Source organism: Pseudomonas sp. H1_F01, from assembly GCF_054681425.1.
Genome location: NZ_CP162823.1, coordinates 1,777,585 through 1,801,334 on the forward strand (window position 1 = coordinate 1,777,585; position 23,750 = coordinate 1,801,334).

Here is a 23,750-nt window from a genome sequence, read left to right on the forward strand (position 1 = left end):
CTCAGCTCCCACAGGGGATTTGTGGTGAAGGCAGGATCTGTGCCCCTCCTTCGAGATTCAATGTGGGAGCAAGGCTTGCCCGCGATGGCAGCGGCACATTCAACATCGCTGCAAGCTGACCCACCGTTATCGCGAGCAAGCTCAGCTCCCACAGAGGATTTGTGCTGAAGGCAGGATCTGTGCCCCTCCTTCGAGATTCAATGTGGGAGCAAGGCTTGCCCGCGATGGGGGGGGCACATTCAACATCGCTGCAAGCTGTCCCACCGCCATCGCGAGCAAGCTCAGCTCCCACAGGGGATTTGTGGTGAAGGCAGGATCTGTGCCCTTCCCTCGAGATTCAATGTGGGAGCAAGGCTTGCCCGCGATGGGGGGTGGCACATTCAACATCGCTGCAAGCTGTCCCACCGCCATCGCGAGCAAGCTCAGCTCCCACAGGGGATTTGTGGTGAAGGCAGGATCTGTGAACATCCTGCTTCTACATCAGGTTTTGTATCCTGGCATCAGGTTTGGTGTTGGAAGGCATAGTCGCGTTCGACCTTGCACACCCTCGTATGGCAATGGGTATACCAGGTGGAGCGGCCGCGCTCACGGATCGCGCTGTGTTCGGGATGCTGCTTCCAGGCCAGGATCGCCGCTTCATCGCTCCAATAGGACACGGTAATCCCCAGACCATCTTCGCCACGCGCCGATTCGACACCGAGAAACCCCGGCTGCTCTTGAACCAAGGCCAGCATACGCTCGGCGGCTTCGGCGTAGCCTTGGTCCCCCTCGGTGCGCCGGGAGGTGAAAATCACCGCGTAGTAGTGGGCGCTCATGGCGTTGTCCTGGCGCAGGCTTCGACAAACGCGCTGACCAGCGGCGGCACGCACCCTTCCAATGCGGCACGTTCTGGCTGGAACAGCGTGGCGACATAGAACGGATGATCCCGCAGCTCCACCGCTCGCAGGCCGCCGGCCGAGTCCCGGGCCACGGGGTGCAGGCGCTGCTTGAGCAAATCCTCTTCAAAGTCCGGGTTGACCCCGAAGCGACAATGGTAGCCCTCGAATACCATCAGGCGGCCATAGGCCTTGGCAATCAACGAGTCCGCCTCGAGTTGCAGGCTGTCGATGGTTTCGACCAGCGCGCAGCTCAACGGCGTCAACAGCGCCCGTTCAGCCTCGGGATCGGTTTCGCCATGGGCGGCGTCGGCCCAACCCATCACGTTACGGGCGAATTCCAGCACGGCATGTTGAAAACCACCGCAGGTGCCCAGGAAAGGGCGACGCTGTTCGCGGGCAAAACGAATCGCCTGCAAGGCGCCGGCTTCGTTTTGGTAGGGGCTGCCCGGCACGCACCAGATACCGTCGAAATCCTCCAGCACTGCGTTGTCGGTGATGAGCGGCGTTGCCAGCCATTGGATGCGGATGTCATGGCCGGTTTGCCCGCCGGTCAGCTCAAGTGCGATGGGGATCGCCCGGTGAGCGGTGATATGTGGGTCGTGGTCGCCGACCAGGGCGATGTGTAAAGGACGCTGTTTTTCCATGAGAGACTCGCCGCTTGTTGATTCCTGGTCGCCACTATAAATTGGCGTTCACGCAATCAATATTGGCGTTTATCCAAGTGATCAATGCAGCAGCGCACTATCGTCTGGACTATCCCGACCTGTCCCTGATCCTCGCACTGGTCCGTGGCGGCACACTGGCCCGGGCCGCGCGGCTGCTGCAGGTGGACGTGTCCACGGTGTTTCGTTCGGTACGTCGGCTGGAGGCGGCCCTGGGCCAGCCCTTGTTCGAAAAAAGCCGTGCCGGGTACTTGCCCACGGGCCTGGCCCAGGCACTGGCCGAACAAGCCGAGCGCGCCGAACAGGCCTTGGAGGCGGCGCGGGTGGGGGTGGAGCAGGGCGGCGAGGTCATCAGCGGGACGGTACGCCTGACGTGCAGCGACTCGGTCCTGCAAGCGTTGCTGCTACCTGCGCTAGCGCGCTTCATGCCCGCTTATCCGGCGTTGACCCTTGAGCTGAGCACCTCGAACGACTTCGCCAACCTGAGCCGCCGCGATGCCGATATTGCGTTACGCCTGACCCGTACGCCGCCGGAACACCTGGTCGGTCGAAATCTGGGCAATGTGGCTTACCGGGTATGCGCCAGCGCCACCTACCTGCGCTCGGCGAATACGGATGACCTGGCTTCCATGACTTGGATCGCGCCGGACGATTTTCTCCCGGATCACCCCACCGTGGCCTGGCGCCGTCAGCATCTACCCGGCGTGGTGCCCGCCTATCGCTGCAACAGCATGCTCTCGGTCACCGAACTGGTGCGAACCGGCTTGGGTGTGGCGGCGCTGCCGGACTTTCTGATCGATGAACACCAGGGCCTGATGCCCCTTGGCGAACCGCTGGAGGGGTATGACACAGCTCTGTGGCTCCTGACCCGCCCCGACTGCCGGGCCTTGCGCTCGGTGGTGACCTTGTTCGATGAGCTGGGGCGCAATCTGCGCTGGCGCTGACTTTTAACGGGCAAGGTGTGCATGGCTCAATGGATGACGTTCCCCCAACGGTTATAGTGCCTTGAGCACCAGCCCTTGGCAGAGAACATCACGATGACGAAGTCTTCCCAACCCACTCCCGCCGCACCCGTTGACCACTTGCGCTTTCATCGCCCTCACGCGCATCTGGCGCCGACCTTTGGCAATGACCGCTTTGCGCTGAGAGCGGAGGCGTTCGCGCGTTTTTTCGGGACGCCGATGTTCCTCGGAGCGCAAACCCTGATCGTGCTGATATGGGTCAGCCTGAACCTAGTGGGGGTCTTTCATTTTGATGCCTACCCGTTCATTTTGCTGAACCTGGCGTTCAGCCTGCAGTCGGCCTATGCCGCGCCGCTGATTTTGCTGGCGCAAACCCGCCAGGCCGCTCGGGACAAAGCCCAGGCGGAAGCCGACGCTCAGCATCGTGAAGCCTTGGCCATCGCCAACAGCGAGCGCCAGGCCCAGGCCGCGCAGAATACGGCGCAGTTGCTTGAGTTGTTGGAGCAGAACACCCGCCTGACGGAAATGACCAAGGCATTGACCGAGCGTATCGACAACTTGACCACTGAAATGCACCAGAAGGTCGTGCACAACCCATCGGTGCAGTAGCCCTACATTCCAGGACTTTCTGATCAAGCCTGGTAACGGCTCAGGAACATGTCGAGGGCCGATTCGATCACCTGGGCCTGCTCATCCTGGGTCAGGCTGGGTTGCCCCATCGAAACCTGCGGCCAGAAGGCGAACGTCTTGAGCAGCCCATGCATTTGCTGGGCGGCAAATGCCGGCTCCGCGGGTTTCAACCGACCATCGGCCTGGGCTTGGCGAATCCAGGCCGTCAGGCCTTCTTCACGCTGGCCCATGCGCGAAACCATGTCCTGGGCACGCTCCGGGGAATGAATGGTTGCGGCGATGGCGATGCGTGCCAGGTCGAGGAAGTTCTCGTCCGCCAGCATATGCAGTTTGGCTTGCAGCAACGTTTGAAGCTGTTCCCGTAGCGGCTTTTGCGGGCTGTAGGGCATGTCCTGTTCTGCGGTAATGCTGTTCCATAACCGATTTAGAATTTCGGCAAACAATTCTTCCTTGCTCGGAAAATGGTTATACACCGTGCGCTTCGATACGCCGGCAGTCGCCGCGATCTTGTCCATGCTGGTGATCTCGAAACCGCTGCTACGGAATTCAGCAATCGCGGCCTGGAGGATGGCTTCGCGTTTTCGCTCGGTAAGGCGCTGCGGTACGGTCATGGGCAATTCGTCGGTTGAGATGAGAGAACTTACACTCGGCAGTTTACTTGCTCCCGGGATTCATGCAATCTAGAAACTACACCGAGTGGTGTAGTTTCTAGAGTCAAGCGGCTGAGCGTGCATGCAACGGCCATCCAGCGTCCCACAACGGCGAAGCGCAATTGCGCCGACGCCCTTGGAGTTATCGCACCATGACCATTCCCTCTCTTTCGACCGACAATCCGTCCGCCCATGACGCATCCCGGCATGAACAGGGCAAGTATCGCAATCATGCCTTCACGCCTCGGGAAGGTTTTGGCACCACCCTGCGCATCATCTGGAACCTGATCTTCCACAAGCCGCGTACCACTCGGCCTTCGGGCGCCATCGAGGTTCAAGCGCTGACGCGCGCTGCGCTGCTGGCGGCGCCGAACAACAGCGTCTTCCGCCTGGGCCATTCCACCCTATTGCTCAAGCTGCGGGATAAATTCTGGCTGACAGACCCGGTGTTCTCCGAGCGTGCCTCACCTGTGCAATGGGCCGGCCCTAAGCGTTTTCATCAGCCGCCCATCAGCCTGGAAGAATTGCCGCCGATCGAAGCGGTGATTCTTTCCCACGACCATTACGACCACCTCGATCATCAGGCCATCCTCCAGCTGGCGGCCAAGACTCGCCACTTCCTGGCGCCCCTTGGCGTGGGCGACACCCTGATCAAATGGGGGGTCGACGCCAGCAAGGTGCGTCAGCTGGACTGGTGGCAAGGTACCGAGGTGGACGGTATCGAATTCGTTGCCACGCCCTCCCAGCACTTTTCCGGGCGCGGCCTGTTCGATAGCAACAGCACCTTGTGGGCCTCGTGGGTGATGATCGACGACGCCACGCGAATCTTCTTCAGCGGCGACACCGGCTACTTCGAGGGTTTCAAACGCATCGGCGAGCGATATGGTCCCTTTGACCTGACGCTGATGGAAACCGGCGCCTATAACGTCGATTGGCCCCACGTCCACATGCAGCCGGAGCAGACCCTGCAGGCTCATATCGATCTCAAGGGCCGTTGGCTGCTGCCGATCCACAACGGTACGTTCGACCTGGCGATGCATGCCTGGTATGAACCCTTCGATCGCATCCTGGCCCTGGCCTGGGAGCGCAATGTTTACATTGCCACGCCGCAAATGGGCGAAGCATTCACCCTGACGCATCCGCAACGTGGCCGCGCCTGGTGGCTGGACGTGGAGCCCTCGGCGTACCAGGACCAGGCCGGTATCGCATAGCACTCACAGGATTGGCGTTATTCAATCATTGCGTAATCGGAGCGCCCCATCGGGTCCGGCGTCGCACCCTTGATGTTCATGCCGCGCCCCGGTGCGAAGCCGGGGAAGAACACCAGGCCCTCGGCTTCCAGGCGAAAGGCCAGGGCCAGGCGAGTGACATCGAGCAACTCGCCGCCAGCCTCGAAGCGGCGGATGGCCTGGACCGAGACGCCGGATTGGCGGGACAGCTCCTCGACACTCCAACCCAGCATGGCTCGCGCCTGTGCACTGTGGGCGGGGGTGAATTGATAGACAGCGATGCGTTCCAGGGTGGTTTTGATTGCGAGAGAGGCCATGGGGGGCTCCAAAGCTATGGGATTAAAAAACACTGTGTTTTTGTACAGTTGTTTTGAATCCCGATCAATCTCATTTTTTTGATCAATGACCGGCGGTCTTCTCCAGCCAGGCGCTCGGGGCGTGACCCAGTACGCGACGAAACATCGTGGAGAATGCCGCAGGGCTGTCGTAGCCCAGGTCCAGGGCGATTCGGGTCACTGAATTGCCTACGGCCAATCGGGACAATGCCGACATCACGCAGGCTTGTTGTCGCCATTGGCTGAAACTTAACCCGGTTTGCTGGCTGAACAGGCGGTTGAACGAGCGCAGGCTGATATGCAATTGCGCCGCCCATTGCGCGGGCGAGACGTGGGCGTCCGGGCGTTTCAGAAATGCCTGGCACAGGCCGAGCAGGCCCGGGTCTTGAGGCAGTGGAAGGTGCAGTGGCAGATGGGCGCTGCGCAGCAGTTCGTGCAGCAGCAGCTCGATCAGTGCACCATCGCGTCCAGCCTCATCGTAATCCGGCGCAAGTTCCACGGCTTCCATCAGCAACTGGCGCATCAGGGGCGACACGCTGATGACCTGGCAACGGGCGTCCATGGTCGTTACCGCGGCCGGTTCGATATACAAACTTCGAGTGCTGACGCCCAGCATCAGTACCTCATGGGCAACCCCGGGCGGAATCCACACCGCCCGTTGCGGCGGCACCACCCAGTTGCCGTCTGCCGTGCTGACCTGCATGACTCCGGTGGCGCCGTAGAGCAACTGCGCGCGCCGATGGGTATGGCGCGGCAACCGATGACCGTCGGGGTAATCCGTGCCGATAGCCACTACTGGCCGTGGCGTGTCCTCCAGCAGGTCAATCGAAACATTGCGCATCGAGCGGTATCCAACGATTGGCGTAAACGCAAACATTATTGGCTTACTTGCTGAAGCAGGCCAAGCCCCATCGCTCTATCGTCGGCCTCTCTCAATTAACGGAAGCTGCGCGATGTCCTACCTCTTGTTGGCACTCTTCGGCTGCATGACTGGCGTCACCGCTGTGTTGTTCGGCTTCGGCGGCGGATTCGTCGTGGTGCCCTTGCTATACCGCATGCTCACCGCCAGCCACGGCGCTGACGACCCTATCGGCCAATCGGCGATGCACATCGCCGTGGCCACCTCGACCTGCGTGATGATCGTCAACGCGCTGATCGCCACCGCCAAGCATCACCGCGCCGGTAACCTCATTCGCCACTACGTGTGGCCGTTGGGCGGCTTCATCGGCCTGGGCGCTATCGTTGGCGCCGTTGCCGCGATGTGGGCGAGTAGCGAAGTCATTCGCTATGCCTTCATCGCTTATCTGGGTGTAACCATTCTGGACTGCTTGTTCAGACGCGGTTTTCTGACACGGGCTGACGCTGTAATCCCACGGCGATTGGGCAGGGCGGAGGTATCGGCAGGCGGAATCAGTATCGGCGCCATCGCCACTTTTCTGGGTGTGGGTGGCAGTGTCATGACAGTCCCGTTATTGCGTCGTTGCGGGCTGAACATGTCGCGCGCGACGTCCATGGCTAACCCGTTGAGTTTGCCGGTTGCGGTGGCCGGGACGCTGACTTACATGGCCATGGCCGGGTTTACCGAGTTTGATTTGGGGTCGTGGTTTGTTGGTTACGTCGACTTGATGGCCTTCGCAGTGCTGACACTCGGCGCGTTAGTTGGGATTCGTCTGGCAACGCCATGGATTGGACGGATATCGGATAGGCTTCACACCTGGGTCTATATTGGATTGTTGGTCGTTGTGATGCTGGGCATATCGATACAATAAAATCTTCATGCAGCGTTGCTCGATGTCTTGTTGAAGGAGGAGGCATGTCGATATCCGACAGTGACTGGAAGCATTACAACGAACTCAGAGACCTAGCGTTAGAACGCTTCTGCCAAGGCGTTCTTTCGGATGCCCAGGCGGTGGCTCAGAACGAAGCTTTATCAGCTCACGCTCGATATCGCACGCTCTACGGCCTCATGCGAGATCGGGACAAGAGCTTGGCGATGGCGTTCAACGTAGGTCGACGTCGAGACATCTCTTTATCTTTGAGATTGCTGATTGCGTACGATCTGCTGAGCGATCAGGAATTGACGATTCTGAGTGAGGAATTACGTGAAAGGGTATCTGATGCTGTTCGCCAACCCTTCGAGATTGAATGGACCGACGACGCCTAGCGTTTCTAATATTTTCCGAGAATTTGAATGCTGATCTTCAACTGCACCGAAGCGGCCAGCAACTTTTTCAGCCGTGTGAGCAAAGGTAAGAAAGTCACCCCGGTAGAGAAACCACCATCACCTGTTATCGAGGACGATGAGCTAGGTGAGCTCGACGAACAGTGGCTGGTTCACGTGATCACCGTGCAGCGCAAACACGTGTTGTTCGTCATCCACGTGCAAACCCGTTACTGCATGATTTTCGCCGGTGCTAAAAAAGCGGATGTTGAAGGTTTTGTTCAGCGATTTTCCGAGCGATGGATCAATGGCCTGATGCGTCACGCGGGGCAGCACGACCTTCTTCGCTGGGTCGATGATGAACCGATGATGGAGCGCTTCCAGGAAAATTGTCGTGAGTACATCTTTTATAAACGTGGCCACCGTGGTGCGCAAAAGCACCTCAACGAGATTTCCTGGATTTTTGAGGACTGTGCCGCCGAATGGGGCACGTTACCCTCAGATGAGTTCTCTGCAGGCCGCTTCGACGGCAGTATGAATGACACCCCGAGAAGCAGTAAGGGACATAAGGACTATTACTACCCGGACGAAGAAATGATCGTCCACTGGTTGCGGCGTTATGGCGGTTTGGATGAGTCCGCGGCCCAGGCCGCACGTGAGCGGCGCATGGAAGTGAAACGGGAGATGCGGGCGTTCGAACGTCAACTTGCTCAAGACGCGCAATGAAAAGGGCGTAGCGCTACGGCTAGCCTAAGGCGAAGTCACTTATCGGCCAACCCCAGTGCCTCCCGAATAATGAAGTGATCCAGGTTCTCGATATTGGCACTGAACACCCCGAACGTTTCTTCGGGGTTCTTCTTGCTCGGCACCTGTTTCAACTCCGGCGTCACGCCATAAAAGAAGCAATACAACGGCGCGTCGCTGTCGACGGCATGCTTGATCTCTTCCAGGAACGCTTTGCGCTTGCGGTAGTTATCGATCAGCTTCTTGCTCAGGTAAACGTTGACCGAGTAGGGCTTCTTCTTCGCCTCGTCCGGCTGCTTGAACCAGACCTTGGGTTCGAAATCGATGCGAAAGCTTTGCGTGTAATCCTTGATTTCCTTGATCTTGCCCCAGTAAATCAAGCCCTTGTTGTCCTGCAAGTATTCGATCTTCTTGAAGAACGATCCATAGGGCGCGGTGTGCTCGCCAATCTTCAACAGCTTGCGCTTGAGCAGGTCCTTGTCCGCGAAGTTCGACACAAAACACTCCACCGGGTGGGCGAAGACGCTGGTCTTGTCGGGTGTCGAATCTTGGGCGGAATGAGCGTTATCGCTGTGGGAAGATACGGAGGGGGGCGTAGGACGATTTGCTTCAGCATCCTTCGGCAGGTCGGAAGGCTTACGCACGTACTGACGCCGAGTCAGCAAAAGCTCCGACGGAAAGTGCTCCTCGCGGTCGTCACCCGTTTCCGCCTCAACACTTTCCGCATCCAGCCCCGGCGTTTTCGGACTGACATAAGGACAGCCCTCGATATGCCGGGTCGTTGGCTGGTTCTTGAAATGTGGCGTGCGGATGTAATTGACGTTCTTGGCGTTGAACGTCGTCAGCCGATTGTCCTCATCGAACGCCGCCCGACAGGCATCGTTGGGGCACTGAAAGCGCTCCTTGGCCGAATCGAAGGCCATGGTCTCGTCGAAATTCAGATCCCGAACGTCATAGATCGAAAGCTTGGTATCAAGGCTGAGGCAGTAGGCGGTATCGAATTTCATCGGGGCTCGGGTCCATGAGAGGAAGTGTATTAATACCGAAGGACGCGGCGGGCTGCACCCAAAGTTTCAACACACCACAAACCCCCTGTGGGAGCGAGCTTGCTCGCGATTCCCAAACCCAACCCAACCATCAAGCCTGCCACCCGCCTGCGCCCTGACACCAACCTGTGGCGAGGGAGCTTGCTCCCGCTGGGCGTGAAGCGGCCCCTTTTACGGTCCCAGATTTGATCGTTCCCACGCTCTGCGTGGGAATGCATCCCGTGACGCTCTGCGTCACCTTCCAGAAGCGGAACGCGGAGCGTCCCTGGCGACATTCCCACGCAGGAGCGTGGGAACGATCGATAATCACATGGTTGCAATTTGTTCCATGAGAGCTTGCTCCCGCTGGGCTGCGATATAGGTAGTCCGTTCCGCAGTTCCGTACTTGGGGAAATCGATATCATAATGCTGGTTTTTAGCTCGATATTTCAGGTGGTCGGAATTGTTACACCTGCTTAGCTAAATCCAGAGAGGCGGCGTATGAGTGAACAGGTGCAAGTAACCCTGCAAGAAGCAAAGTCCCAGCTCTTACAACTGGGGGCACGTGCATGGCTGGGCGACAAGGTGGTGATCACCAAGGCCGGCAAGCCTTATCTGGATCTGCTGCCCCATATCGATACACCGCAGACACGCAAGCCTGGGCGGTTGAAGGGAAAGATTCGGATGCCGGCGGATTTTGAGCGCACCCCCGAGGACATCATCGAGGGTTTTGAGGGTCGGCTCTGAGTGCAGACGAATCTTCCTGATCTGAGATTTCAGCAGATACCTCAGCCATGCAGGCCTCGTCAAACTCTCGCATGGTGGCCTTGTCGATAGCACCGATTTTCAGCAGCGCTTCGGCCGAGCTGTGAATCGATTCGAAGGCCTCACTTTTGATTTTGTTCGTCATTGCATATCCCCATATGTCCTTTTTCGTCCAACAAAAACTGGGCGTTTCCCGCAACCACTATTCCACACTGCCAAAGCGTGGGAACCCGCCCGCGATCTTCAAAACAACGCAGCAACCAAGCCCTACACCAACCTGTGACCTGACACCTGTGGCGAGGGAGCTTGCTCCCGCTGGGCTGCGCAGCAGCCCCAATTCAATATTCCCAACAAAAACCGCCGCCCGAACACGGACGACGGCTTCCGATTGATTCTCAAAACCCTCGCAAAATCCGAGAAGCTTTCCGCCACCAGGATTCATGCTGGCTAAACGGATCATCCACCAGCACCGCGGGCATATCCCGCAGGCGAATCCATGGCTCATCCTGCCAGTGCAGCATGCAGAGCGACATCTTCGGCCAATCCAACACGCTCAACGTAGGCCGTTCCACCTTATGCGAATAGCGCTCATCCCGCAGGGTTGGCACTACCTGATGCGTGATCCACTCACGCAGCAATCGATATTCAGGGCAGTAGTGATAAACCAGCAATGCATAGACGCCTGACTCGCTCAACATCAGACGCTCTTCAGTCAAACCGTGGACATGCACGGGCATCATCCGGCGCTGGTCAGGGTCAAGCTTGCGCGTCATGCGTTCATCAAGGTGCTTGCTCATCAACCGCCCCAAATCCGAGGCGCTGAACCAAGCTTGGTTTTCAACCAAGAGGGTATGCAGATGGAGGTTGTGACGGGTGAAAGCGATCGGAATATAAGCATCAGGCAGATGGGTCTCCGAGGTATACGGAGAGCAGGGTGAAATTTTTGTGGGCATAACGACCTCTACGTTCAAAGGTTAGCGGCGCGAGCCCGACGTAGAGGATGTAAGAAAAATCCCAACTAGCTATTTCTCCACATAGAGTTGCAAATGTCCTTAGACAGTACGCGGTTCTATGTTCGGCGATTAGCTACTACGTTGGGCGTTTCTTAGGCACCTGCGACTAAGATAAGTAACGAGGCGATACGGCGTCAATGCGGAAAGATTCTGAGTTTTTCGTAGGGCAGAGGTGGCGTGCCTGTCCTGAAGTTAAACGCGGCTTTGGTTCCGTTGAATACAAAAACCCCGTTTTCACGGGGTTTTAGTTACGTGTGCAGCCTAGGATTTTTCTTTCAAATCAATCCCAGCTCAAAGCCCCACCGGTCTGATACTCAATCACCCGAGTCTCAAAGAAATTCTTCTCTTTCTTCAAGTCCATGATTTCGCTCATCCAAGGGAACGGGTTAGTCGTCCCTGGGTACTCTTCTTTAAGGCCAATCTGCGACAGGCGACGGTTAGCGATGAACTTGAGGTAGTCCTCCATCATCGCCGCGTTCATGCCCAGCACACCGCGAGGCATGGTATCGCGGGCGTATTCGATCTCCAGTTGGGTCCCTTGCAGGATCATCTGGGTCGCTTCTTCCTTCATCTCGGCATCCCACAAGTGTGGGTTTTCGATTTTGATCTGGTTGATCACGTCGATGCCGAAGTTCAGGTGCATGGATTCGTCGCGCAGGATGTACTGGAACTGCTCGGCGACGCCGGTCATTTTGTTGCGGCGACCCATGGAGAGGATCTGGGTGAAGCCGCAATAGAAGAAGATGCCTTCCAGGACGCAGTAGTAGGCGATCAGGTTGCGCAGCAGTTCTTTGTCGGTGTCCGGGGTGCCGGTTTCGAACTTCGGATCGGAGATCGAACGGGTGTATTTCAGGCCCCAGGCGGCTTTTTTCGCGACCGATGGGATCTCGTGGTACATGTTGAAGATCTCGCCTTCATCCATGGCCAGCGATTCGATGCAGTACTGGTAAGCGTGGGTGTGGATCGCCTCTTCGAACGCCTGGCGCAGGATGTACTGGCGGCATTCCGGGTTGGTGATCAGGCGGTACACGGCCAGGACCAGGTTGTTGGCAACCAGGGAGTCGGCGGTGGAGAAGAAGCCCAGGTTGCGCATCACGATGCGGCGCTCGTCGTCGGTCAGGCCTTCCGGGTTTTTCCAGAGGGCGATGTCGGCGGTCATGTTGACTTCTTGCGGCATCCAGTGGTTTGCGCAGCCGTCCAGGTACTTCTGCCAGGCCCAGTCGTATTTGAATGGCACGAGCTGGTTGAGGTCGGCGCGGCAGTTGATCATGCGCTTTTCATCGACGGCGACACGGGCGGAGGCGCCTTCGAGTTCGGCGAGGCCTTCGGCGACGTCGAGTTTGTCGAGGGCGGCCTTGGCGCGAATGATCGCGGCCGAGTCGCTGGCTGTCACGGCCCGGGCTTCCAGGGCGGCGGCACCGCCGGCGCTGTCGAGGCGGTCCATGTTGGCTTCAGAAGCGTGGCCGGCGTTTGCGCCTTTTACAGCAACTTCGCCGTCTTCTTTGTCGAATTCGTCCCAGCTCAGCATGACGTGTCGTCTCCTGCGTGAGGGCCAGATGCCCGATGAAGGCCTACTGGCCGCGGTGGATCTTGAAAAATCGTTTGTTGCAGCAGCTGACGCAGGCAATAAACAGAAAAATGTACGGGTCATTCCGGAGCGGCTGTGAACGCGAGGAGGCGATTGGCCTCTGCGTGGGCTCCAGGTAGGCGTGATCCCCTGTAAGGGAATATTGCAGGCCCGTTTAACGCGGCATTATAAGGACTTTTTTGCCTACGTGCTGCGACGAAATAGCTCACAGAAGGGGTAGTGGGCGGCATATCCGCATGGGAGCGAGGGTTTACAAGGCTTTGGCCGCTGAAGATTTTTTTTGCATGGATCGTATTGCAGTTTTTTTTGATCAAAAAACGAGCGTTTTTTGCGTGTTTGCACTACATGTTGTGTTTGCGGAGGGGTTTAAGCGGTTCTAGACACAACCAGGCCCGATCGAAACCGGGCCGTGGAAAATGTCAGTAATGATCAATCGATATGGGCCGAACCGGTGTGATCGCTGCCGTCGCTAGCCACCGCGGTGGGGTCAGTGTTGGCGTGATCGTCACTGGCGATCGTGGCGGAATCCGTCTGGTCGTAACCCTTGATCGCGGCTGCGGAACCGGTGCGATCAAAACCGTCGGCGGCGAAAGTATTGGTGGCCAGCACGGACAGGGCAAGGGCGAAGATCAATCTGCTTTTCATTTGGTAGTTGTTCCTGGTTCGATGACGTTGATCAGCCGTTGGAGCAGCCATTGCCCATGACGCTGTAGCGCAGGATGTGGCGTTGGCCCTTGGAATCGTCGTATTCCATCTTCGCCGGGACCACTTCGCAGACGTTCGGGATTTCGCTCATGGAGATGACTTTGGCGATGTCCAGGTGGGTGGAGTAGGTGTACTCCTCGATGGCCGGTTTTTGCTGTGCAGCATCGGTCGGGAGCTCGTCTGCCATCGCGGTGGCGCAAAGGCTGCCGAGGACCAGAACCCATAAAGCTTTCATCTAATTCACCTTTCTTGAAGTCGAGTGGGGTCACGCAACCTTTTTAGGGTTGCGTGTGGAGCTGATATTGGAAGTTTGATTAACGGCCTTCGTGGGGGCTGTGTTGCGCTAATCGTGTTTGCCGGTTGGCGAGGTGGATTTTAGAAGGTGAGGGTGGGGGTAAACAGACTCGGTTTTGATAAACACTGTTGGTTGATCTGGTAATAATCGACTGGGAGTCGGTGGCTGTCTGGTGAATTGATATTGGATGGGCAGGCGCTATCGCGAGCAAGCTCGCTCCCACAGGGGATTTGGTGGATTGCACGTTAGTACCGACATTTTGTAGGGACTTGTTACTACCATCGTCGAATGGTTCTATAGGCCCGCCCCGGGCTACAACGGGATCATACAAAAACAACTATTCACCGAGGTAAGAAAGATGAGTGCGGCTTCTGTGTATCCCGTTCGTCCCGAGGTTGCGGCCAATACGCTGACTGACGAGGCGACCTACAAGGCCATGTACCAGCAGTCGGTCGTCAACCCGGACGGCTTCTGGCGCGAGCAGGCCAAGCGCCTCGATTGGATCAAGCCTTTCACCACGGTGAAGCAGACGTCCTTCGACGATCACCATGTCGACATCAAGTGGTTCGCCGACGGCACCCTGAACGTTTCCTACAACTGCCTCGACCGTCACCTGGCCGAGCGCGGCGATCAGATTGCGATTATCTGGGAGGGCGATGACCCTGCCGAGAGTCGCAACATCACCTATCGCGAGCTGCATGAAGAAGTCTGCAAGTTTGCCAACGCCCTGCGCGGCCAGGACGTGCACCGCGGCGACGTGGTGACCATCTACATGCCGATGATCCCTGAAGCCGTGGTCGCGATGCTGGCCTGTGCCCGGATCGGTGCGATTCACTCGGTGGTGTTCGGCGGTTTCTCGCCTGAAGCGCTGGCAGGCCGGATCATCGACTGCAAATCCAAAGTGGTGATCACCGCCGACGAAGGCGTTCGCGCTGGCAAGAAGATCCCGCTCAAGGCCAACGTCGATGACGCGTTGACCAACCCGGAAACCAGCAGCATCCAGAAGGTCATCGTGTGCAAGCGCACCGGTGGCGGCATCAAGTGGAACCAGCACCGCGACATCTGGTACGAAGACCTGATGAAAGTGGCCGGTACCGTTTGCGCGCCGAAGGAAATGGGTGCCGAGGAAGCGCTGTTCATCCTCTACACCTCCGGTTCCACCGGCAAGCCCAAGGGCGTGCAGCACACCACGGCCGGCTACTTGCTGTACGCGGCGCTGACCCATGAGCGGGTGTTCGACTACAAGCCAGGCGAGGTCTACTGGTGCACCGCCGACGTGGGTTGGGTCACTGGCCACAGCTATATCGTCTACGGCCCGCTGGCCAATGGCGCGACCACGCTGCTGTTCGAAGGCGTGCCGAACTACCCGGACATCACCCGGGTGGCCAAGGTCATCGACAAGCACAAGGTCAGCATTCTCTACACCGCGCCGACCGCCATCCGCGCGATGATGGCCTCGGGCACCGCCGCCGTCGAAGGTGCTGACGGCAGCAGCCTGCGCCTGTTGGGTTCGGTGGGTGAGCCGATCAACCCGGAAGCCTGGGACTGGTACTACAAGAATGTCGGCAAGGAGCGTTGCCCGATCGTAGATACCTGGTGGCAGACCGAAACCGGTGGCGTGCTGATCAGCCCACTGCCAGGCGCCACGGCGTTGAAGCCAGGTTCGGCCACGCGTCCGTTCTTCGGCGTGGTGCCGGCGTTGGTGGACAACCTCGGCAACCTGATCGAAGGCGCGGCCGAAGGCAACCTGGTGATCCTCGATTCGTGGCCAGGCCAGGCGCGTACGCTGTACGGCGACCATGACCGCTTTGTCGACACCTACTTCAAAACCTTCAGCGGCATGTACTTCACCGGTGACGGTGCGCGTCGCGACGAGGATGGCTACTACTGGATCACCGGTCGGGTGGATGACGTGCTCAACGTGTCCGGCCACCGCATGGGTACTGCCGAGATCGAGAGCGCCATGGTCGCCCACCCGAAAGTCGCCGAAGCGGCGGTGGTCGGTGTGCCGCACGACATCAAGGGGCAGGGCATCTACGTCTATGTCACCCTCAATGCCGGCGAAGAAACCAGCGAGGCCCTGCGCCTGGAACTGAAGAACTGGGTGCGCAAGGAGATCGGTCCGATTGCTTCGCCGGATGTGATCCAGTGGGCACCGGGGCTGCCGAAAACCCGCTCCGGCAAGATCATGCGCCGCATCCTGCGCAAGATCGCCACGGCGGAGTACGACGGGTTGGGTGATATCTCCACCCTGGCTGATCCGAGCGTGGTGGCGCATCTGATCGAGACGCACAAGACCATGAACGTTGCCTGACGGTAACCCGTAAAACCGAAAAGCCCCGCCCGGCAGTGCCGAGCGGGGCTTTTTTATTAGGCTTTTGTGGGAGCAAGGCTTGCCCGCGATGAAGGCGATGCGGTCTTGCAGAAATCGAGGCGTCTGTTTCGCGAGCAAGCTTTGCTCCCACAAAGCCTTGTTTCTAAACCTCTGCCGGGATGAGCCCTCTGCCAAAGTGTTTTGTGTTCGGCTGGTATGGTCTGCGAATAAATATCGACCTTCAAAGTAGGAGGTGTCTGAGCGTTACCGGTGTTTCGAAATGTGTAACCAAAGGCGCCACAGCGGGGCGATGTGAAACGCCAAGCCCCATTACAGGGCGGTTCCAGGCGTCTCCCAAAATAAGCCGACACGCTGTGCTTGCCGGATTAGAAGGGTTTGCGAATAATGGGCCCGCTATTTGCAGCATAGATCGGTTTCCCTTCTTTTGCTCTTGCATGAATTTGCGGGGCTGTCAATGCGCTCGAACAGCTTTCTCGGTGCTTCTGTAATTTGTTGTCGCATTGAAGAAATATCGGCTTCGGGCCTGTCGTTAGAATGCCGATCACTCGCTCGTCGTGGCTCGTGTTGAATAAAACGTGAGCTTCCTAGGACGCAGCACCAAAGTTCGTTTCACCCATTCGCATATTGGGCTGTTGCTCACTCTGCCGTTTTTGCCCTTTACCGATGGAGTCCCAAGATGAAGAAACTTGTGCTGCTTGGCGCCCTGGCACTGTCCGTGCTGTCCCTGCCGACCTTCGCTGATGAGAAGCCCCTGAAGATTGGTATCGAAGCGGCTTACCCTCCGTTCGCCTCGAAAGCTCCGGATGGCAGCATCGTCGGTTTCGACTACGACATCGGCAATGCGCTGTGCGAAGAGATGAAGGTCAAGTGCGTGTGGGTCGAGCAAGAGTTCGACGGCCTGATCCCGGCGCTCAAGGTCCGCAAGATCGACGCGATCCTGTCGTCCATGTCGATCACCGAAGATCGCAAGAAGTCGGTTGATTTCACCAACAAGTACTACAACACCCCGGCCCGTCTGGTGATGAAGGCCGGTACCCAGGTCAGCGACGGTCTGGCCGAGCTCAAGGGCAAGAACATCGGCGTGCAGCGTGGTTCGATCCATGAGCGTTTCGCCCGTGAAGTCCTGGCTCCGCTGGGTGCCGAGATCAAACCATACGGTTCGCAGAACGAGATCTACCTGGACGTGTCCGCTGGTCGTCTCGACGGCACCGTGGCAGACGCTACGCTGTTGGATGACGGCTTCCTCAAGACCGATGCTGGCAAGGGCTTCGCGTTCGTCGGCCCGGCCTTTACCGACGTCAAGTACTTCGGCGACGGCGTCGGCATCGCGGTGCGCAAGGGCGACGCGTTGAAGGACAAGATCAACGGCGCGATCGCGGCCATTCGCGAGAACGGCAAGTACAAGCAAATCCAGGACAAATACTTCGCTTTCGACATCTACGGCAAGTAACGACGTCCCGCCACTCGTGCGAAATGGCGCAAGCAACAGGATCTCTGCGGTTTGCGCCATTTTTTCATCCCACTTTCGAGGACCTGAATCATGTTGAAAGGCTACGGGGCTGTCATCCTCGATGGCGCATGGTTGACGCTTGAGCTCGCCTTGTCGTCCATGGCCCTGGCCATCGTCCTGGGGTTGATCGGCGTTGCGTTGCGCCTCTCTCCGGTGCGCTGGCTGGCGTGGCTGGGCGACCTGTATGCCACGGTCATTCGCGGCATTCCCGACCTGGTGCTGATCCTGCTGATTTTCTACGGCGGCCAGGACCTGCTCAACCGCGTGGCGCCGATGCTCGGTTACGACGACTACATCGACCTGAACCCGCTGGCGGCCGGTATCGGTACCCTGGGCTTCATCTTCGGTGCCTACCTGTCGGAAACCTTCCGCGGTGCCTTCATGGCGATCCCCAAGGGGCAGGCCGAGGCGGGCATGGCGTACGGCATGAACGGCTTCCAGGTGTTTTTCCGAGTGCTGGTGCCGCAGATGATTCGCCTGGCGATCCCGGGCTTCACCAACAACTGGCTGGTGCTGACCAAGGCGACCGCGCTGATTTCGGTGGTGGGCCTGCAAGACATGATGTTCAAGGCCAAGCAGGCGGCAGATGCCACGCGCGAGCCTTTCACCTTCTTCCTCGCAGTGGCGGCGATGTACCTGGTGATCACCAGCGTCTCGTTGCTGGCATTGCGTCACCTTGAGAAGCGCTACTCGGTAGGCGTAAGGGCGGCTGATCTATGATCTTCGACTACAACGTCATCTATGAAGCCTTGCCGCTGTATTTCAGTGGCTTGTTGACCACCCTGAAGCTGTTGGCCCTGTCGCTGTTCTTCGGTCTGTTGGCGGCGTTGCCCCTGGGGCTGATGCGGGTGTCCAAGCAGCCGGTCGTCAACATGACGGCGTGGCTCTACACCTACGTGATCCGCGGCACGCCGATGCTGGTCCAGCTGTTCCTGATCTACTACGGGTTGGCGCAATTCGCGATCGTGCGTGAAAGCTTCCTCTGGCCGTGGCTGTCCAGCGCGACCTTCTGCGCCTGCCTGGCGTTCGCCATCAACACTAGCGCCTACACCGCCGAAATCATCGCCGGCAGCCTGCGGGCCACGCCCAACGGTGAGATCGAAGCGGCCAAGGCCATGGGCATGTCGCGCTACAAGCTGTATCGCCGGATCCTGCTGCCATCGGCCTTGCGTCGGGCGCTGCCGCAATACAGCAACGAAGTGATCATGATGTTGCAGACCACCAGCCTGGCATCCATCGTGACCCTGATCGACATCACCGGTGCCGCGCGCACGGTGAACGCGCAGTACTACTTGCCGTTCGAGGCCTACATCACGGCCGGCGTTTTCTACCTGTGCCTGACCTTCATCCTGGTGCGCCTGTTCAAACTGGCCGAGCGCCGCTGGCTGGGTTACCTGGCCCCGCGCAAGCACTGATAACGCATCGATCCGATCGACTGCTCAACGACTGACGTTTTGTGAGAACCGACCGCATGTACAAGCTTGAAGTCCAAGACCTGCATAAACGCTATGGCAGTCACGAAGTGCTCAAGGGCGTGTCCCTGAAAGCCGCCGCTGGCGATGTGATCAGCATCATCGGCTCCAGTGGCTCCGGCAAGAGTACTTTCCTGCGTTGCATCAACCTGCTTGAGCAGCCCCACGCCGGCAAGATCCTGCTCAACAACGAAGAGTTGAAGCTGGTGGCCGGCAAGGACGGCGCGTTGAAGGCCGCGGACCCCAAGCAACTGCAGCGCATGCGTTCGCGGCTGTCGATGGTGTTCCAGCATTTCAATCTGTGGTCCCACATGACTGCGCTGGAAAACATCATGGAAGCGCCGGTGCATGTGCTGGGCGTGTCCAAGGCTGAAGCGCGGGAGAAGGCCGAGCACTACCTGAACAAGGTTGGCGTGGCTCATCGCAAGGATGCCTACCCGGGCCATATGTCTGGCGGCGAGCAGCAGCGTGTGGCGATTGCCCGTGCGCTGGCGATGGAGCCGGAGGTGATGTTGTTCGACGAGCCGACCTCGGCTCTGGACCCGGAACTGGTAGGTGACGTGCTCAAGGTGATGCAGGCCCTGGCCCTGGAAGGCCGGACCATGGTGGTGGTGACCCACGAAATGGGCTTTGCCCGTGAAGTGTCGAACCAACTGGTGTTCTTGCACAAAGGCATCGTCGAAGAAAGCGGCAACCCGCGCGAAGTGCTGGTCAATCCGCAATCCGAGCGCTTGCAACAATTTCTGTCGGGCAGCCTCAAGTAATCGCTCCCGTTACGCACCTGATTTGGGTCATGCTGCGCACCGTGCGCCAGATGGTCTAATTTGGTTGCAGCCGCTTTTGGCTTTAACACTGTTTTCGCTTCGGATCGCCCGCCATGACTGCCCATCGAATAGGTTTCCTGATTTGGCCCAGCACTAAAGCCTTGACGCTGGCGCTGGCCGAGGAGGCCTTGCGTGTTGCTCAGCGGGTGCATCCGGATGTGGTCTACGAACTGTCGTTCTTGCAGGCCGAACCACCGGCCGATGGCGCCTGGCAACTGCCGGGCGAGCCTTGGGCCGGCAAGCTCGAAGGTTTCCAGAAGCTGTTCCTGCTGGCCGATGAGCCGCCGGCTGCGCTGGCCTCACCCTTGAGCAGCGCCCTCAAGCAACTGGTGCGTGCCGGTTGTGTGATCGGCGGTTTGTCTGCCGGTGTCTATCCCCTGGCCCAACTGGGGTTGCTCGACGGTTACCGTGCCGCCGTGCATTGGCGCTGGCAGGACGATTTCTCCGAGCGCTTCCCCAAGGTCATCGCCACCAGCCATCTGTTTGACTGGGATCGCGATCGCCTGAGCGCTTGCGGCGGGATGTCGGTACTCGACCTGTTGCTGGCGGTGCTGGCCCGCGATCACGGCGCGGAACTGGCCGGTGCGGTGTCGGAAGAATTGGTGGTCGAGCGCATTCGCGAGGGTGGCGAGCGTCAACGCATCCCGTTGCAGAACCGCCTTGGCTCCAGTCATCCAAAGCTCACCCAGGCGGTGCTGCTGATGGAAGCCAACATCGAAGAGCCGCTGACCACCGACGAGATCGCCCAGCATGTCTGCGTATCCCGTCGGCAACTGGAGCGGATCTTCAAGCAATACCTCAATCGCGTGCCCAGCCAGTATTACCTGGAGCTGCGTCTGAACAAGGCCCGGCAGATGCTGATGCAGACCAGCAAATCCATCATCCAGATCGGCCTGTCTTGCGGCTTCTCCTCAGGGCCACACTTCTCCAGCGCCTACCGCAACTTCTTCGGCGCCACACCGCGGGAAGACCGCAACCAGCGACGCAGCAGCAGCCCGTTCGAGTTGTCCTCGGTGCCGTCCGAGCGCGGGTAGGGCAGGCACAACCTCTCTGTGGCGAGGGGATTTATTGTGGGAGCAAGATCTGTGGGAACAGGACTTGTGGGGGGGCTGGACTTGTGGGAGCAAGGCTTGCCCGCGATACAGGCGACGCGGTCCTTGGTGAACCGAGGTGCCTGCATCGCGAGCAAGCTTTGCTCCCACAGATATATTCCTCGCCGCACGTAGATGCCGACACCTCAAATCCCGCCACAACGTTTAAACTGCGCCTTTGCGACGCTATTTGTCGCATTGCCGTAAACCCGCGAAAAACGTGGGTTGGCGCTATAAGAAGTTGTCGCTTGGCGGCAAGGCCGGGCTGAAAACTGTCCTTACAATCCTTACCAAGCCCGCCAGTTCCAGGCGGGTGTTCCTCATCAGGAGACTCCGATGTCCGTTGAGCAAGCCGCGGTACAACGCGCCGATTTCGACCAGGTTATGGTTCCCAACTATGCACCTGCTGCCTTCATACCTGTGCGTGGCGCCGGTTCCCGCGTATGGGACCAATCCGGTCGTGAGTTGATCGACTTTGCTGGCGGTATCGCAGTCAACGTACTGGGCCATGCCCACCCGGCACTGGTCGGTGCACTGACCGAACAGGCCAACAAGCTGTGGCACGTGTCCAACGTATTCACCAACGAGCCGGCCCTGCGCCTGGCCCATAAGTTGGTCAACGCGACCTTTGCCGAGCGCGCGTTTTTCTGCAACTCCGGCGCCGAAGCCAACGAGGCCGCCTTCAAGCTGGCCCGTCGCGTCGCGTTCGATCGTTTCGGCAGCGAAAAATACGAAATCATCGCCGCGCTCAATAGCTTCCACGGTCGTACCCTGTTCACCGTCAACGTTGGCGGGCAGTCGAAGTACTCCGACGGCTTCGGTCCTAAAATTACTGGCATCACCCACGTTCCTTACAACGACCTGGCTGCTTTGAAAGCCGCTATTTCGGACAAGACCTGCGCCGTGGTGCTGGAGCCGATCCAGGGCGAGGGCGGTGTACTGCCGGCCGAGCAGGCCTACCTGCAAGGCGCCCGCGACCTGTGCGATGCCCACGACGCATTGCTGGTGTTCGACGAAGTGCAGACCGGCATGGGCCGCAGCGGCCACCTGTTCGCCTACATGCATTACGGCGTGGTCCCGGACATCCTCACCAGCGCCAAGAGCCTGGGCGGTGGTTTCCCGATCGCGGCGATGCTCACCACCGAAGCGCTGGCCAAGCACCTGGTCGTCGGCACCCACGGCACCACCTATGGCGGTAACCCGCTGGCCTGCACGGTGGCCGAAGCCGTGATCGATGTGGTCAATACCCCTGAAGTGCTCGCGGGTGTCAAAGCCAAGCATCACAAGTTCAAGGCTCGCCTGGAGCAGATCGGCGAGAAGTACGGCCTGTTCACCCAAGTGCGTGGCCTGGGCCTGCTGATCGGCTGCGTGCTGAACGACGCCTGGAAAGGCAAGGCCAAGGACATCTTCAACGCCGCCGAACAGGAAGGCCTGATGATCCTGCAAGCCGGCCCGGACGTGATTCGCTTTGCTCCGAGCCTGGTGGTGGAAGACGCCGATATCGACGAAGGCCTGGACCGCTTCGAGCGGGCCGTGGCGAAGTTGACCCAAGCCTGATTTCAGACTTGACCGGCTCCATTGTGGGAGCCGGACTTATGTGGGTGCAGGTTTGTGGGAGCAAAGCTTGCTCGCGATGCGGGTGCCTCAGTTCACCAAGGACCGCGTCGCCTGCATCGCGGGCAAGCCTTGCTCCCACAAGCTTTACTCCCACAAACCTGCTCCCAAATTTAAGTCGGTGGGGGAGTTGGGCCCGGTATTTTTTCTCTGTGTATCGACCTGACGGTCGAACCCTTTATTTCAAGTTAAGGAGTGACACCATGCTGGTGATGCGCCCCGCGCAAATGGCTGATCTGGGCGAGGTACAGCGTCTGGCTGCGGACAGTCCGATCGGTGTCACTTCCTTGCCGGATGACGTGGAACGCCTGAGCGACAAGATCGCCGCAAGCGAAGCCTCGTTCGCCGCCGAAGTCAGCTTCAATGGTGAAGAGAGCTACTTCTTCGTCCTTGAAGACACCGCGACCGGCAAGCTGGTGGGCTGTTCGGCCATTGTCGCTTCGGCCGGCTATTCCGAGCCGTTCTACAGCTTTCGCAACGAGACCTTCGTTCACGCCTCCCGTGAACTGAAGATCCACAACAAGATCCACGTGCTCTCCCAGTGCCACGACCTGACTGGCAACAGCCTGCTGACCAGTTTCTACGTGGTGCCGGAGCTGGTGGGTTCGCCATGGTCGGAACTCAATTCCCGCGGGCGCCTGCTGTTCGTCGCCAGCCACCCGGAACGGTTCGCCGATTCGGTGGTGACCGAGATCGTCGGCTACAGCGATGAGAATGGCGACTCGCCGTTCTGGGATGCCATCGGTCGCAACTTCTTCGACCTCAACTACGCCGCCGCCGAGCGCTTGTGCGGGCTGAAAAGCCGTACTTTCCTCGCCGAGTTGATGCCCCATTACCCGATCTACGTGCCGCTGTTGCCGGACGCCGCCCAGGAAGCCATGGGTCAGGTCCATCCGCGGGCGCAGATCACCTTCGACATCCTGATGCGTGAGGGTTTCGAGACCGATCACTACATCGACATCTTCGACGGTGGCCCGACCCTGCATGCTCGTGTCTCGGGCATTCGTTCGATTGCCCAGAGCCGCGTGGTGCCGGTCAAGATCGGCGAACCGGTCAAGGGGGCCGGCCGCCAATACCTGGTGGCCAATGCCCAATTGCAGGATTACCGCGCCGTGCTGCTCGAGCTCGATTACGCGCCGGGCAAACCTGTGACGCTGGACATGGAAGCGGCCGAAGCCTTGGGCGTCGGCGAAGGCGCCAGCGTGCGTCTGGTAGCCGTATAACGCTTTACAGCTGAGTTTCGCGGGTGGCGTGAGCGACCC

At 58.9% G+C, this 23,750-nt stretch carries 26 protein-coding genes; 15 read left to right on the forward strand and 11 right to left on the reverse strand.

Annotated elements, in window-relative coordinates:
• Positions 1-500 precede the first annotated feature (500 nt).
• Together AB4O09_RS08140 and AB4O09_RS08145 are read right to left on the reverse strand one after the other, a co-directional pair.
• The gene (locus tag AB4O09_RS08140; RefSeq protein ID WP_027912234.1) at positions 501-815 is read right to left on the reverse strand and encodes an antibiotic biosynthesis monooxygenase family protein; all 315 of its coding nucleotides are present in this window, start codon (positions 813-815) and stop codon (positions 501-503) included.
• The gene (locus tag AB4O09_RS08145) at positions 812-1,522 is read right to left on the reverse strand and encodes a CTP synthase C-terminal region-related (seleno)protein (RefSeq protein WP_013694085.1); all 711 of its coding nucleotides are present in this window, start codon (positions 1,520-1,522) and stop codon (positions 812-814) included. The genes AB4O09_RS08140 and AB4O09_RS08145 overlap by 4 nt, the downstream gene beginning before the upstream one ends.
• Positions 1,523-1,536: 14 nt before the next feature.
• On the opposite strand from AB4O09_RS08145, the gene AB4O09_RS08150 reads away from it, so the two are divergent.
• Together AB4O09_RS08150 and AB4O09_RS08155 are read left to right on the forward strand one after the other, a co-directional pair.
• Positions 1,537-2,484, forward strand: coding sequence for a LysR family transcriptional regulator (locus tag AB4O09_RS08150; protein ID WP_027912232.1), 948 nt, complete (start codon positions 1,537-1,539; stop codon positions 2,482-2,484).
• A gap of 93 nt (positions 2,485-2,577) precedes the next feature.
• Positions 2,578-3,111 (forward strand): DUF1003 domain-containing protein, encoded by a 534-nt coding sequence (locus AB4O09_RS08155; protein WP_003204831.1) that lies wholly within the window; start codon positions 2,578-2,580, stop codon positions 3,109-3,111.
• Between the two features lie 23 nt (positions 3,112-3,134).
• On the opposite strand, the gene AB4O09_RS08160 is transcribed toward AB4O09_RS08155, so the two are convergent.
• The gene (locus tag AB4O09_RS08160) at positions 3,135-3,743 is read right to left on the reverse strand and encodes a TetR/AcrR family transcriptional regulator (RefSeq protein ID WP_003204829.1); all 609 of its coding nucleotides are present in this window, start codon (positions 3,741-3,743) and stop codon (positions 3,135-3,137) included.
• A gap of 191 nt (positions 3,744-3,934) precedes the next feature.
• On the opposite strand from AB4O09_RS08160, the gene AB4O09_RS08165 reads away from it, so the two are divergent.
• Entirely contained in the window at positions 3,935-4,993 is a 1,059-nt protein-coding gene (locus AB4O09_RS08165) for an MBL fold metallo-hydrolase (protein ID WP_028237367.1), read from the forward strand.
• Between the two features lie 17 nt (positions 4,994-5,010).
• Here AB4O09_RS08165 and AB4O09_RS08170 read toward each other — a convergent pair whose 3' ends face one another.
• Positions 5,011-5,328 carry a helix-turn-helix domain-containing protein gene (locus tag AB4O09_RS08170; RefSeq protein WP_003204826.1) on the reverse strand — a complete coding sequence of 106 codons (318 nt, stop codon included), beginning with the start codon at positions 5,326-5,328 and terminating at the stop codon, positions 5,011-5,013.
• Between the two features lie 82 nt (positions 5,329-5,410).
• Positions 5,411-6,187, reverse strand: coding sequence for an AraC family transcriptional regulator (locus AB4O09_RS08175; protein ID WP_415239352.1), 777 nt, complete (start codon positions 6,185-6,187; stop codon positions 5,411-5,413).
• A 112-nt stretch (positions 6,188-6,299) separates the two neighbouring features.
• On the opposite strand from AB4O09_RS08175, the gene AB4O09_RS08180 reads away from it, so the two are divergent.
• The 3 genes from AB4O09_RS08180 to AB4O09_RS08190 are packed head-to-tail and all read left to right on the forward strand — an operon-like array spanning position 6,300 to position 8,233.
• Entirely contained in the window at positions 6,300-7,115 is an 816-nt protein-coding gene (locus tag AB4O09_RS08180; RefSeq protein WP_460108080.1) for a sulfite exporter TauE/SafE family protein, read from the forward strand.
• 44 nt (positions 7,116-7,159) lie between these two features.
• Complete coding sequence (locus AB4O09_RS08185; protein ID WP_100264360.1) at positions 7,160-7,510, forward strand: hypothetical protein; 351 nt, start codon at positions 7,160-7,162, stop codon at positions 7,508-7,510.
• Positions 7,511-7,537: 27 nt separating this feature from the next.
• Entirely contained in the window at positions 7,538-8,233 is a 696-nt protein-coding gene (locus tag AB4O09_RS08190) for a DUF6933 domain-containing protein (protein WP_100264361.1), read from the forward strand.
• A gap of 35 nt (positions 8,234-8,268) precedes the next feature.
• Here the strand turns inward: AB4O09_RS08190 and AB4O09_RS08195 are convergent, their stop codons facing one another.
• Positions 8,269-9,258 carry a hypothetical protein gene (locus AB4O09_RS08195; RefSeq protein WP_027912229.1) on the reverse strand — a complete coding sequence of 330 codons (990 nt, stop codon included), beginning with the start codon at positions 9,256-9,258 and terminating at the stop codon, positions 8,269-8,271.
• 519 nt (positions 9,259-9,777) lie between these two features.
• Between AB4O09_RS08195 and AB4O09_RS08200 the strand changes: the two genes are divergently transcribed.
• Positions 9,778-10,023 carry a type II toxin-antitoxin system Phd/YefM family antitoxin gene (locus AB4O09_RS08200; RefSeq protein WP_029866779.1) on the forward strand — a complete coding sequence of 82 codons (246 nt, stop codon included), beginning with the start codon at positions 9,778-9,780 and terminating at the stop codon, positions 10,021-10,023.
• Here the strand turns inward: AB4O09_RS08200 and AB4O09_RS08205 are convergent.
• The 5 genes from AB4O09_RS08205 to AB4O09_RS08225 all read right to left on the reverse strand — a co-directional run bounded on the left by AB4O09_RS08205 (position 9,995) and on the right by AB4O09_RS08225 (position 13,582).
• Positions 9,995-10,186 (reverse strand): DNA-binding protein, encoded by a 192-nt coding sequence (locus tag AB4O09_RS08205; RefSeq protein ID WP_080675449.1) that lies wholly within the window; start codon positions 10,184-10,186, stop codon positions 9,995-9,997. The two genes, AB4O09_RS08200 and AB4O09_RS08205, sit on opposite strands and share 29 nt — an antisense overlap.
• Before the next feature lie 250 nt (positions 10,187-10,436).
• A complete protein-coding gene (locus AB4O09_RS08210) occupies positions 10,437-10,994 on the reverse strand; it encodes a BRO-N domain-containing protein (protein WP_371916762.1) in 558 nt (185 codons plus the stop codon).
• Between the two features lie 340 nt (positions 10,995-11,334).
• Entirely contained in the window at positions 11,335-12,582 is a 1,248-nt protein-coding gene (locus tag AB4O09_RS08215) for a ribonucleotide-diphosphate reductase subunit beta (RefSeq protein WP_003204812.1), read from the reverse strand.
• Positions 12,583-13,071: 489 nt separating this feature from the next.
• Positions 13,072-13,287, reverse strand: a complete 216-nt coding sequence (locus AB4O09_RS08220; protein WP_003204810.1) for a hypothetical protein — start codon at positions 13,285-13,287, stop codon at positions 13,072-13,074.
• Between the two features lie 31 nt (positions 13,288-13,318).
• A complete protein-coding gene (locus AB4O09_RS08225) occupies positions 13,319-13,582 on the reverse strand; it encodes a DUF2790 domain-containing protein (RefSeq protein ID WP_003204807.1) in 264 nt (87 codons plus the stop codon).
• Between the two features lie 418 nt (positions 13,583-14,000).
• Here AB4O09_RS08225 and acs point away from each other — a divergent pair, with 418 nt between their 5' ends.
• The 8 genes from acs (at position 14,001) to aruF (ending at position 23,711) form a co-directional block, all read left to right on the forward strand.
• Complete coding sequence (acs, locus tag AB4O09_RS08230; RefSeq protein WP_013694081.1) at positions 14,001-15,956, forward strand: acetate--CoA ligase; 1,956 nt, start codon at positions 14,001-14,003, stop codon at positions 15,954-15,956.
• A 697-nt stretch (positions 15,957-16,653) separates the two neighbouring features.
• The gene (locus tag AB4O09_RS08235; protein ID WP_003204802.1) at positions 16,654-17,427 is read left to right on the forward strand and encodes an ABC transporter substrate-binding protein; all 774 of its coding nucleotides are present in this window, start codon (positions 16,654-16,656) and stop codon (positions 17,425-17,427) included.
• Positions 17,428-17,517: 90 nt separating this feature from the next.
• The gene (locus tag AB4O09_RS08240) at positions 17,518-18,207 is read left to right on the forward strand and encodes an ABC transporter permease (protein ID WP_003204800.1); all 690 of its coding nucleotides are present in this window, start codon (positions 17,518-17,520) and stop codon (positions 18,205-18,207) included.
• Positions 18,204-18,902, forward strand: a complete 699-nt coding sequence (locus AB4O09_RS08245; RefSeq protein ID WP_003204798.1) for an ABC transporter permease — start codon at positions 18,204-18,206, stop codon at positions 18,900-18,902. The genes AB4O09_RS08240 and AB4O09_RS08245 overlap by 4 nt, the downstream gene beginning before the upstream one ends.
• A 56-nt stretch (positions 18,903-18,958) precedes the next feature.
• Positions 18,959-19,723, forward strand: coding sequence for an ABC transporter ATP-binding protein (locus AB4O09_RS08250; RefSeq protein WP_003204797.1), 765 nt, complete (start codon positions 18,959-18,961; stop codon positions 19,721-19,723).
• A gap of 113 nt (positions 19,724-19,836) precedes the next feature.
• Positions 19,837-20,817 (forward strand): transcriptional regulator ArgR, encoded by a 981-nt coding sequence (argR, locus tag AB4O09_RS08255; RefSeq protein WP_003204794.1) that lies wholly within the window; start codon positions 19,837-19,839, stop codon positions 20,815-20,817.
• Positions 20,818-21,210: 393 nt separating this feature from the next.
• Positions 21,211-22,431 (forward strand): aspartate aminotransferase family protein, encoded by a 1,221-nt coding sequence (locus tag AB4O09_RS08260; RefSeq protein WP_460108085.1) that lies wholly within the window; start codon positions 21,211-21,213, stop codon positions 22,429-22,431.
• A gap of 260 nt (positions 22,432-22,691) precedes the next feature.
• Entirely contained in the window at positions 22,692-23,711 is a 1,020-nt protein-coding gene (aruF, locus tag AB4O09_RS08265; protein WP_003204790.1) for an arginine/ornithine succinyltransferase subunit alpha, read from the forward strand.
• The last annotated feature ends 39 nt before the right edge of the window (positions 23,712-23,750 follow it).

What these genes read in the sequence shown, in the direction of transcription:
- AB4O09_RS08140 (WP_027912234.1), bottom strand. Translation starts at nt 815, where the DNA reads ATGAGCGCCCACTACTACGCGGTGATTTTCACCTCCCGGCGCACCGAG.
- AB4O09_RS08145 (WP_013694085.1), bottom strand. Translation starts at nt 1,522, where the DNA reads ATGGAAAAACAGCGTCCTTTACACATCGCCCTGGTCGGCGACCACGAC.
- AB4O09_RS08155 (WP_003204831.1), top strand. Translation starts at nt 2,578, where the DNA reads ATGACGAAGTCTTCCCAACCCACTCCCGCCGCACCCGTTGACCACTTG.
- AB4O09_RS08160 (WP_003204829.1), bottom strand. Translation starts at nt 3,743, where the DNA reads ATGACCGTACCGCAGCGCCTTACCGAGCGAAAACGCGAAGCCATCCTC.
- AB4O09_RS08165 (WP_028237367.1), top strand. Translation starts at nt 3,935, where the DNA reads ATGACCATTCCCTCTCTTTCGACCGACAATCCGTCCGCCCATGACGCA.
- AB4O09_RS08170 (WP_003204826.1), bottom strand. Translation starts at nt 5,328, where the DNA reads ATGGCCTCTCTCGCAATCAAAACCACCCTGGAACGCATCGCTGTCTAT.
- AB4O09_RS08175 (WP_415239352.1), bottom strand. Translation starts at nt 6,187, where the DNA reads ATGCGCAATGTTTCGATTGACCTGCTGGAGGACACGCCACGGCCAGTA.
- AB4O09_RS08180 (WP_460108080.1), top strand. Translation starts at nt 6,300, where the DNA reads ATGTCCTACCTCTTGTTGGCACTCTTCGGCTGCATGACTGGCGTCACC.
- AB4O09_RS08185 (WP_100264360.1), top strand. Translation starts at nt 7,160, where the DNA reads ATGTCGATATCCGACAGTGACTGGAAGCATTACAACGAACTCAGAGAC.
- AB4O09_RS08190 (WP_100264361.1), top strand. Translation starts at nt 7,538, where the DNA reads ATGCTGATCTTCAACTGCACCGAAGCGGCCAGCAACTTTTTCAGCCGT.
- AB4O09_RS08195 (WP_027912229.1), bottom strand. Translation starts at nt 9,258, where the DNA reads ATGAAATTCGATACCGCCTACTGCCTCAGCCTTGATACCAAGCTTTCG.
- AB4O09_RS08200 (WP_029866779.1), top strand. Translation starts at nt 9,778, where the DNA reads ATGAGTGAACAGGTGCAAGTAACCCTGCAAGAAGCAAAGTCCCAGCTC.
- AB4O09_RS08205 (WP_080675449.1), bottom strand. Translation starts at nt 10,186, where the DNA reads ATGACGAACAAAATCAAAAGTGAGGCCTTCGAATCGATTCACAGCTCG.
- AB4O09_RS08210 (WP_371916762.1), bottom strand. Translation starts at nt 10,994, where the DNA reads ATGCCCACAAAAATTTCACCCTGCTCTCCGTATACCTCGGAGACCCAT.
- AB4O09_RS08215 (WP_003204812.1), bottom strand. Translation starts at nt 12,582, where the DNA reads ATGCTGAGCTGGGACGAATTCGACAAAGAAGACGGCGAAGTTGCTGTA.
- AB4O09_RS08220 (WP_003204810.1), bottom strand. Translation starts at nt 13,287, where the DNA reads ATGAAAAGCAGATTGATCTTCGCCCTTGCCCTGTCCGTGCTGGCCACC.
- AB4O09_RS08225 (WP_003204807.1), bottom strand. Translation starts at nt 13,582, where the DNA reads ATGAAAGCTTTATGGGTTCTGGTCCTCGGCAGCCTTTGCGCCACCGCG.
- acs (WP_013694081.1), top strand. Translation starts at nt 14,001, where the DNA reads ATGAGTGCGGCTTCTGTGTATCCCGTTCGTCCCGAGGTTGCGGCCAAT.
- AB4O09_RS08235 (WP_003204802.1), top strand. Translation starts at nt 16,654, where the DNA reads ATGAAGAAACTTGTGCTGCTTGGCGCCCTGGCACTGTCCGTGCTGTCC.
- AB4O09_RS08240 (WP_003204800.1), top strand. Translation starts at nt 17,518, where the DNA reads ATGTTGAAAGGCTACGGGGCTGTCATCCTCGATGGCGCATGGTTGACG.
- AB4O09_RS08245 (WP_003204798.1), top strand. Translation starts at nt 18,204, where the DNA reads ATGATCTTCGACTACAACGTCATCTATGAAGCCTTGCCGCTGTATTTC.
- AB4O09_RS08250 (WP_003204797.1), top strand. Translation starts at nt 18,959, where the DNA reads ATGTACAAGCTTGAAGTCCAAGACCTGCATAAACGCTATGGCAGTCAC.
- argR (WP_003204794.1), top strand. Translation starts at nt 19,837, where the DNA reads ATGACTGCCCATCGAATAGGTTTCCTGATTTGGCCCAGCACTAAAGCC.
- AB4O09_RS08260 (WP_460108085.1), top strand. Translation starts at nt 21,211, where the DNA reads ATGTCCGTTGAGCAAGCCGCGGTACAACGCGCCGATTTCGACCAGGTT.
- aruF (WP_003204790.1), top strand. Translation starts at nt 22,692, where the DNA reads ATGCTGGTGATGCGCCCCGCGCAAATGGCTGATCTGGGCGAGGTACAG.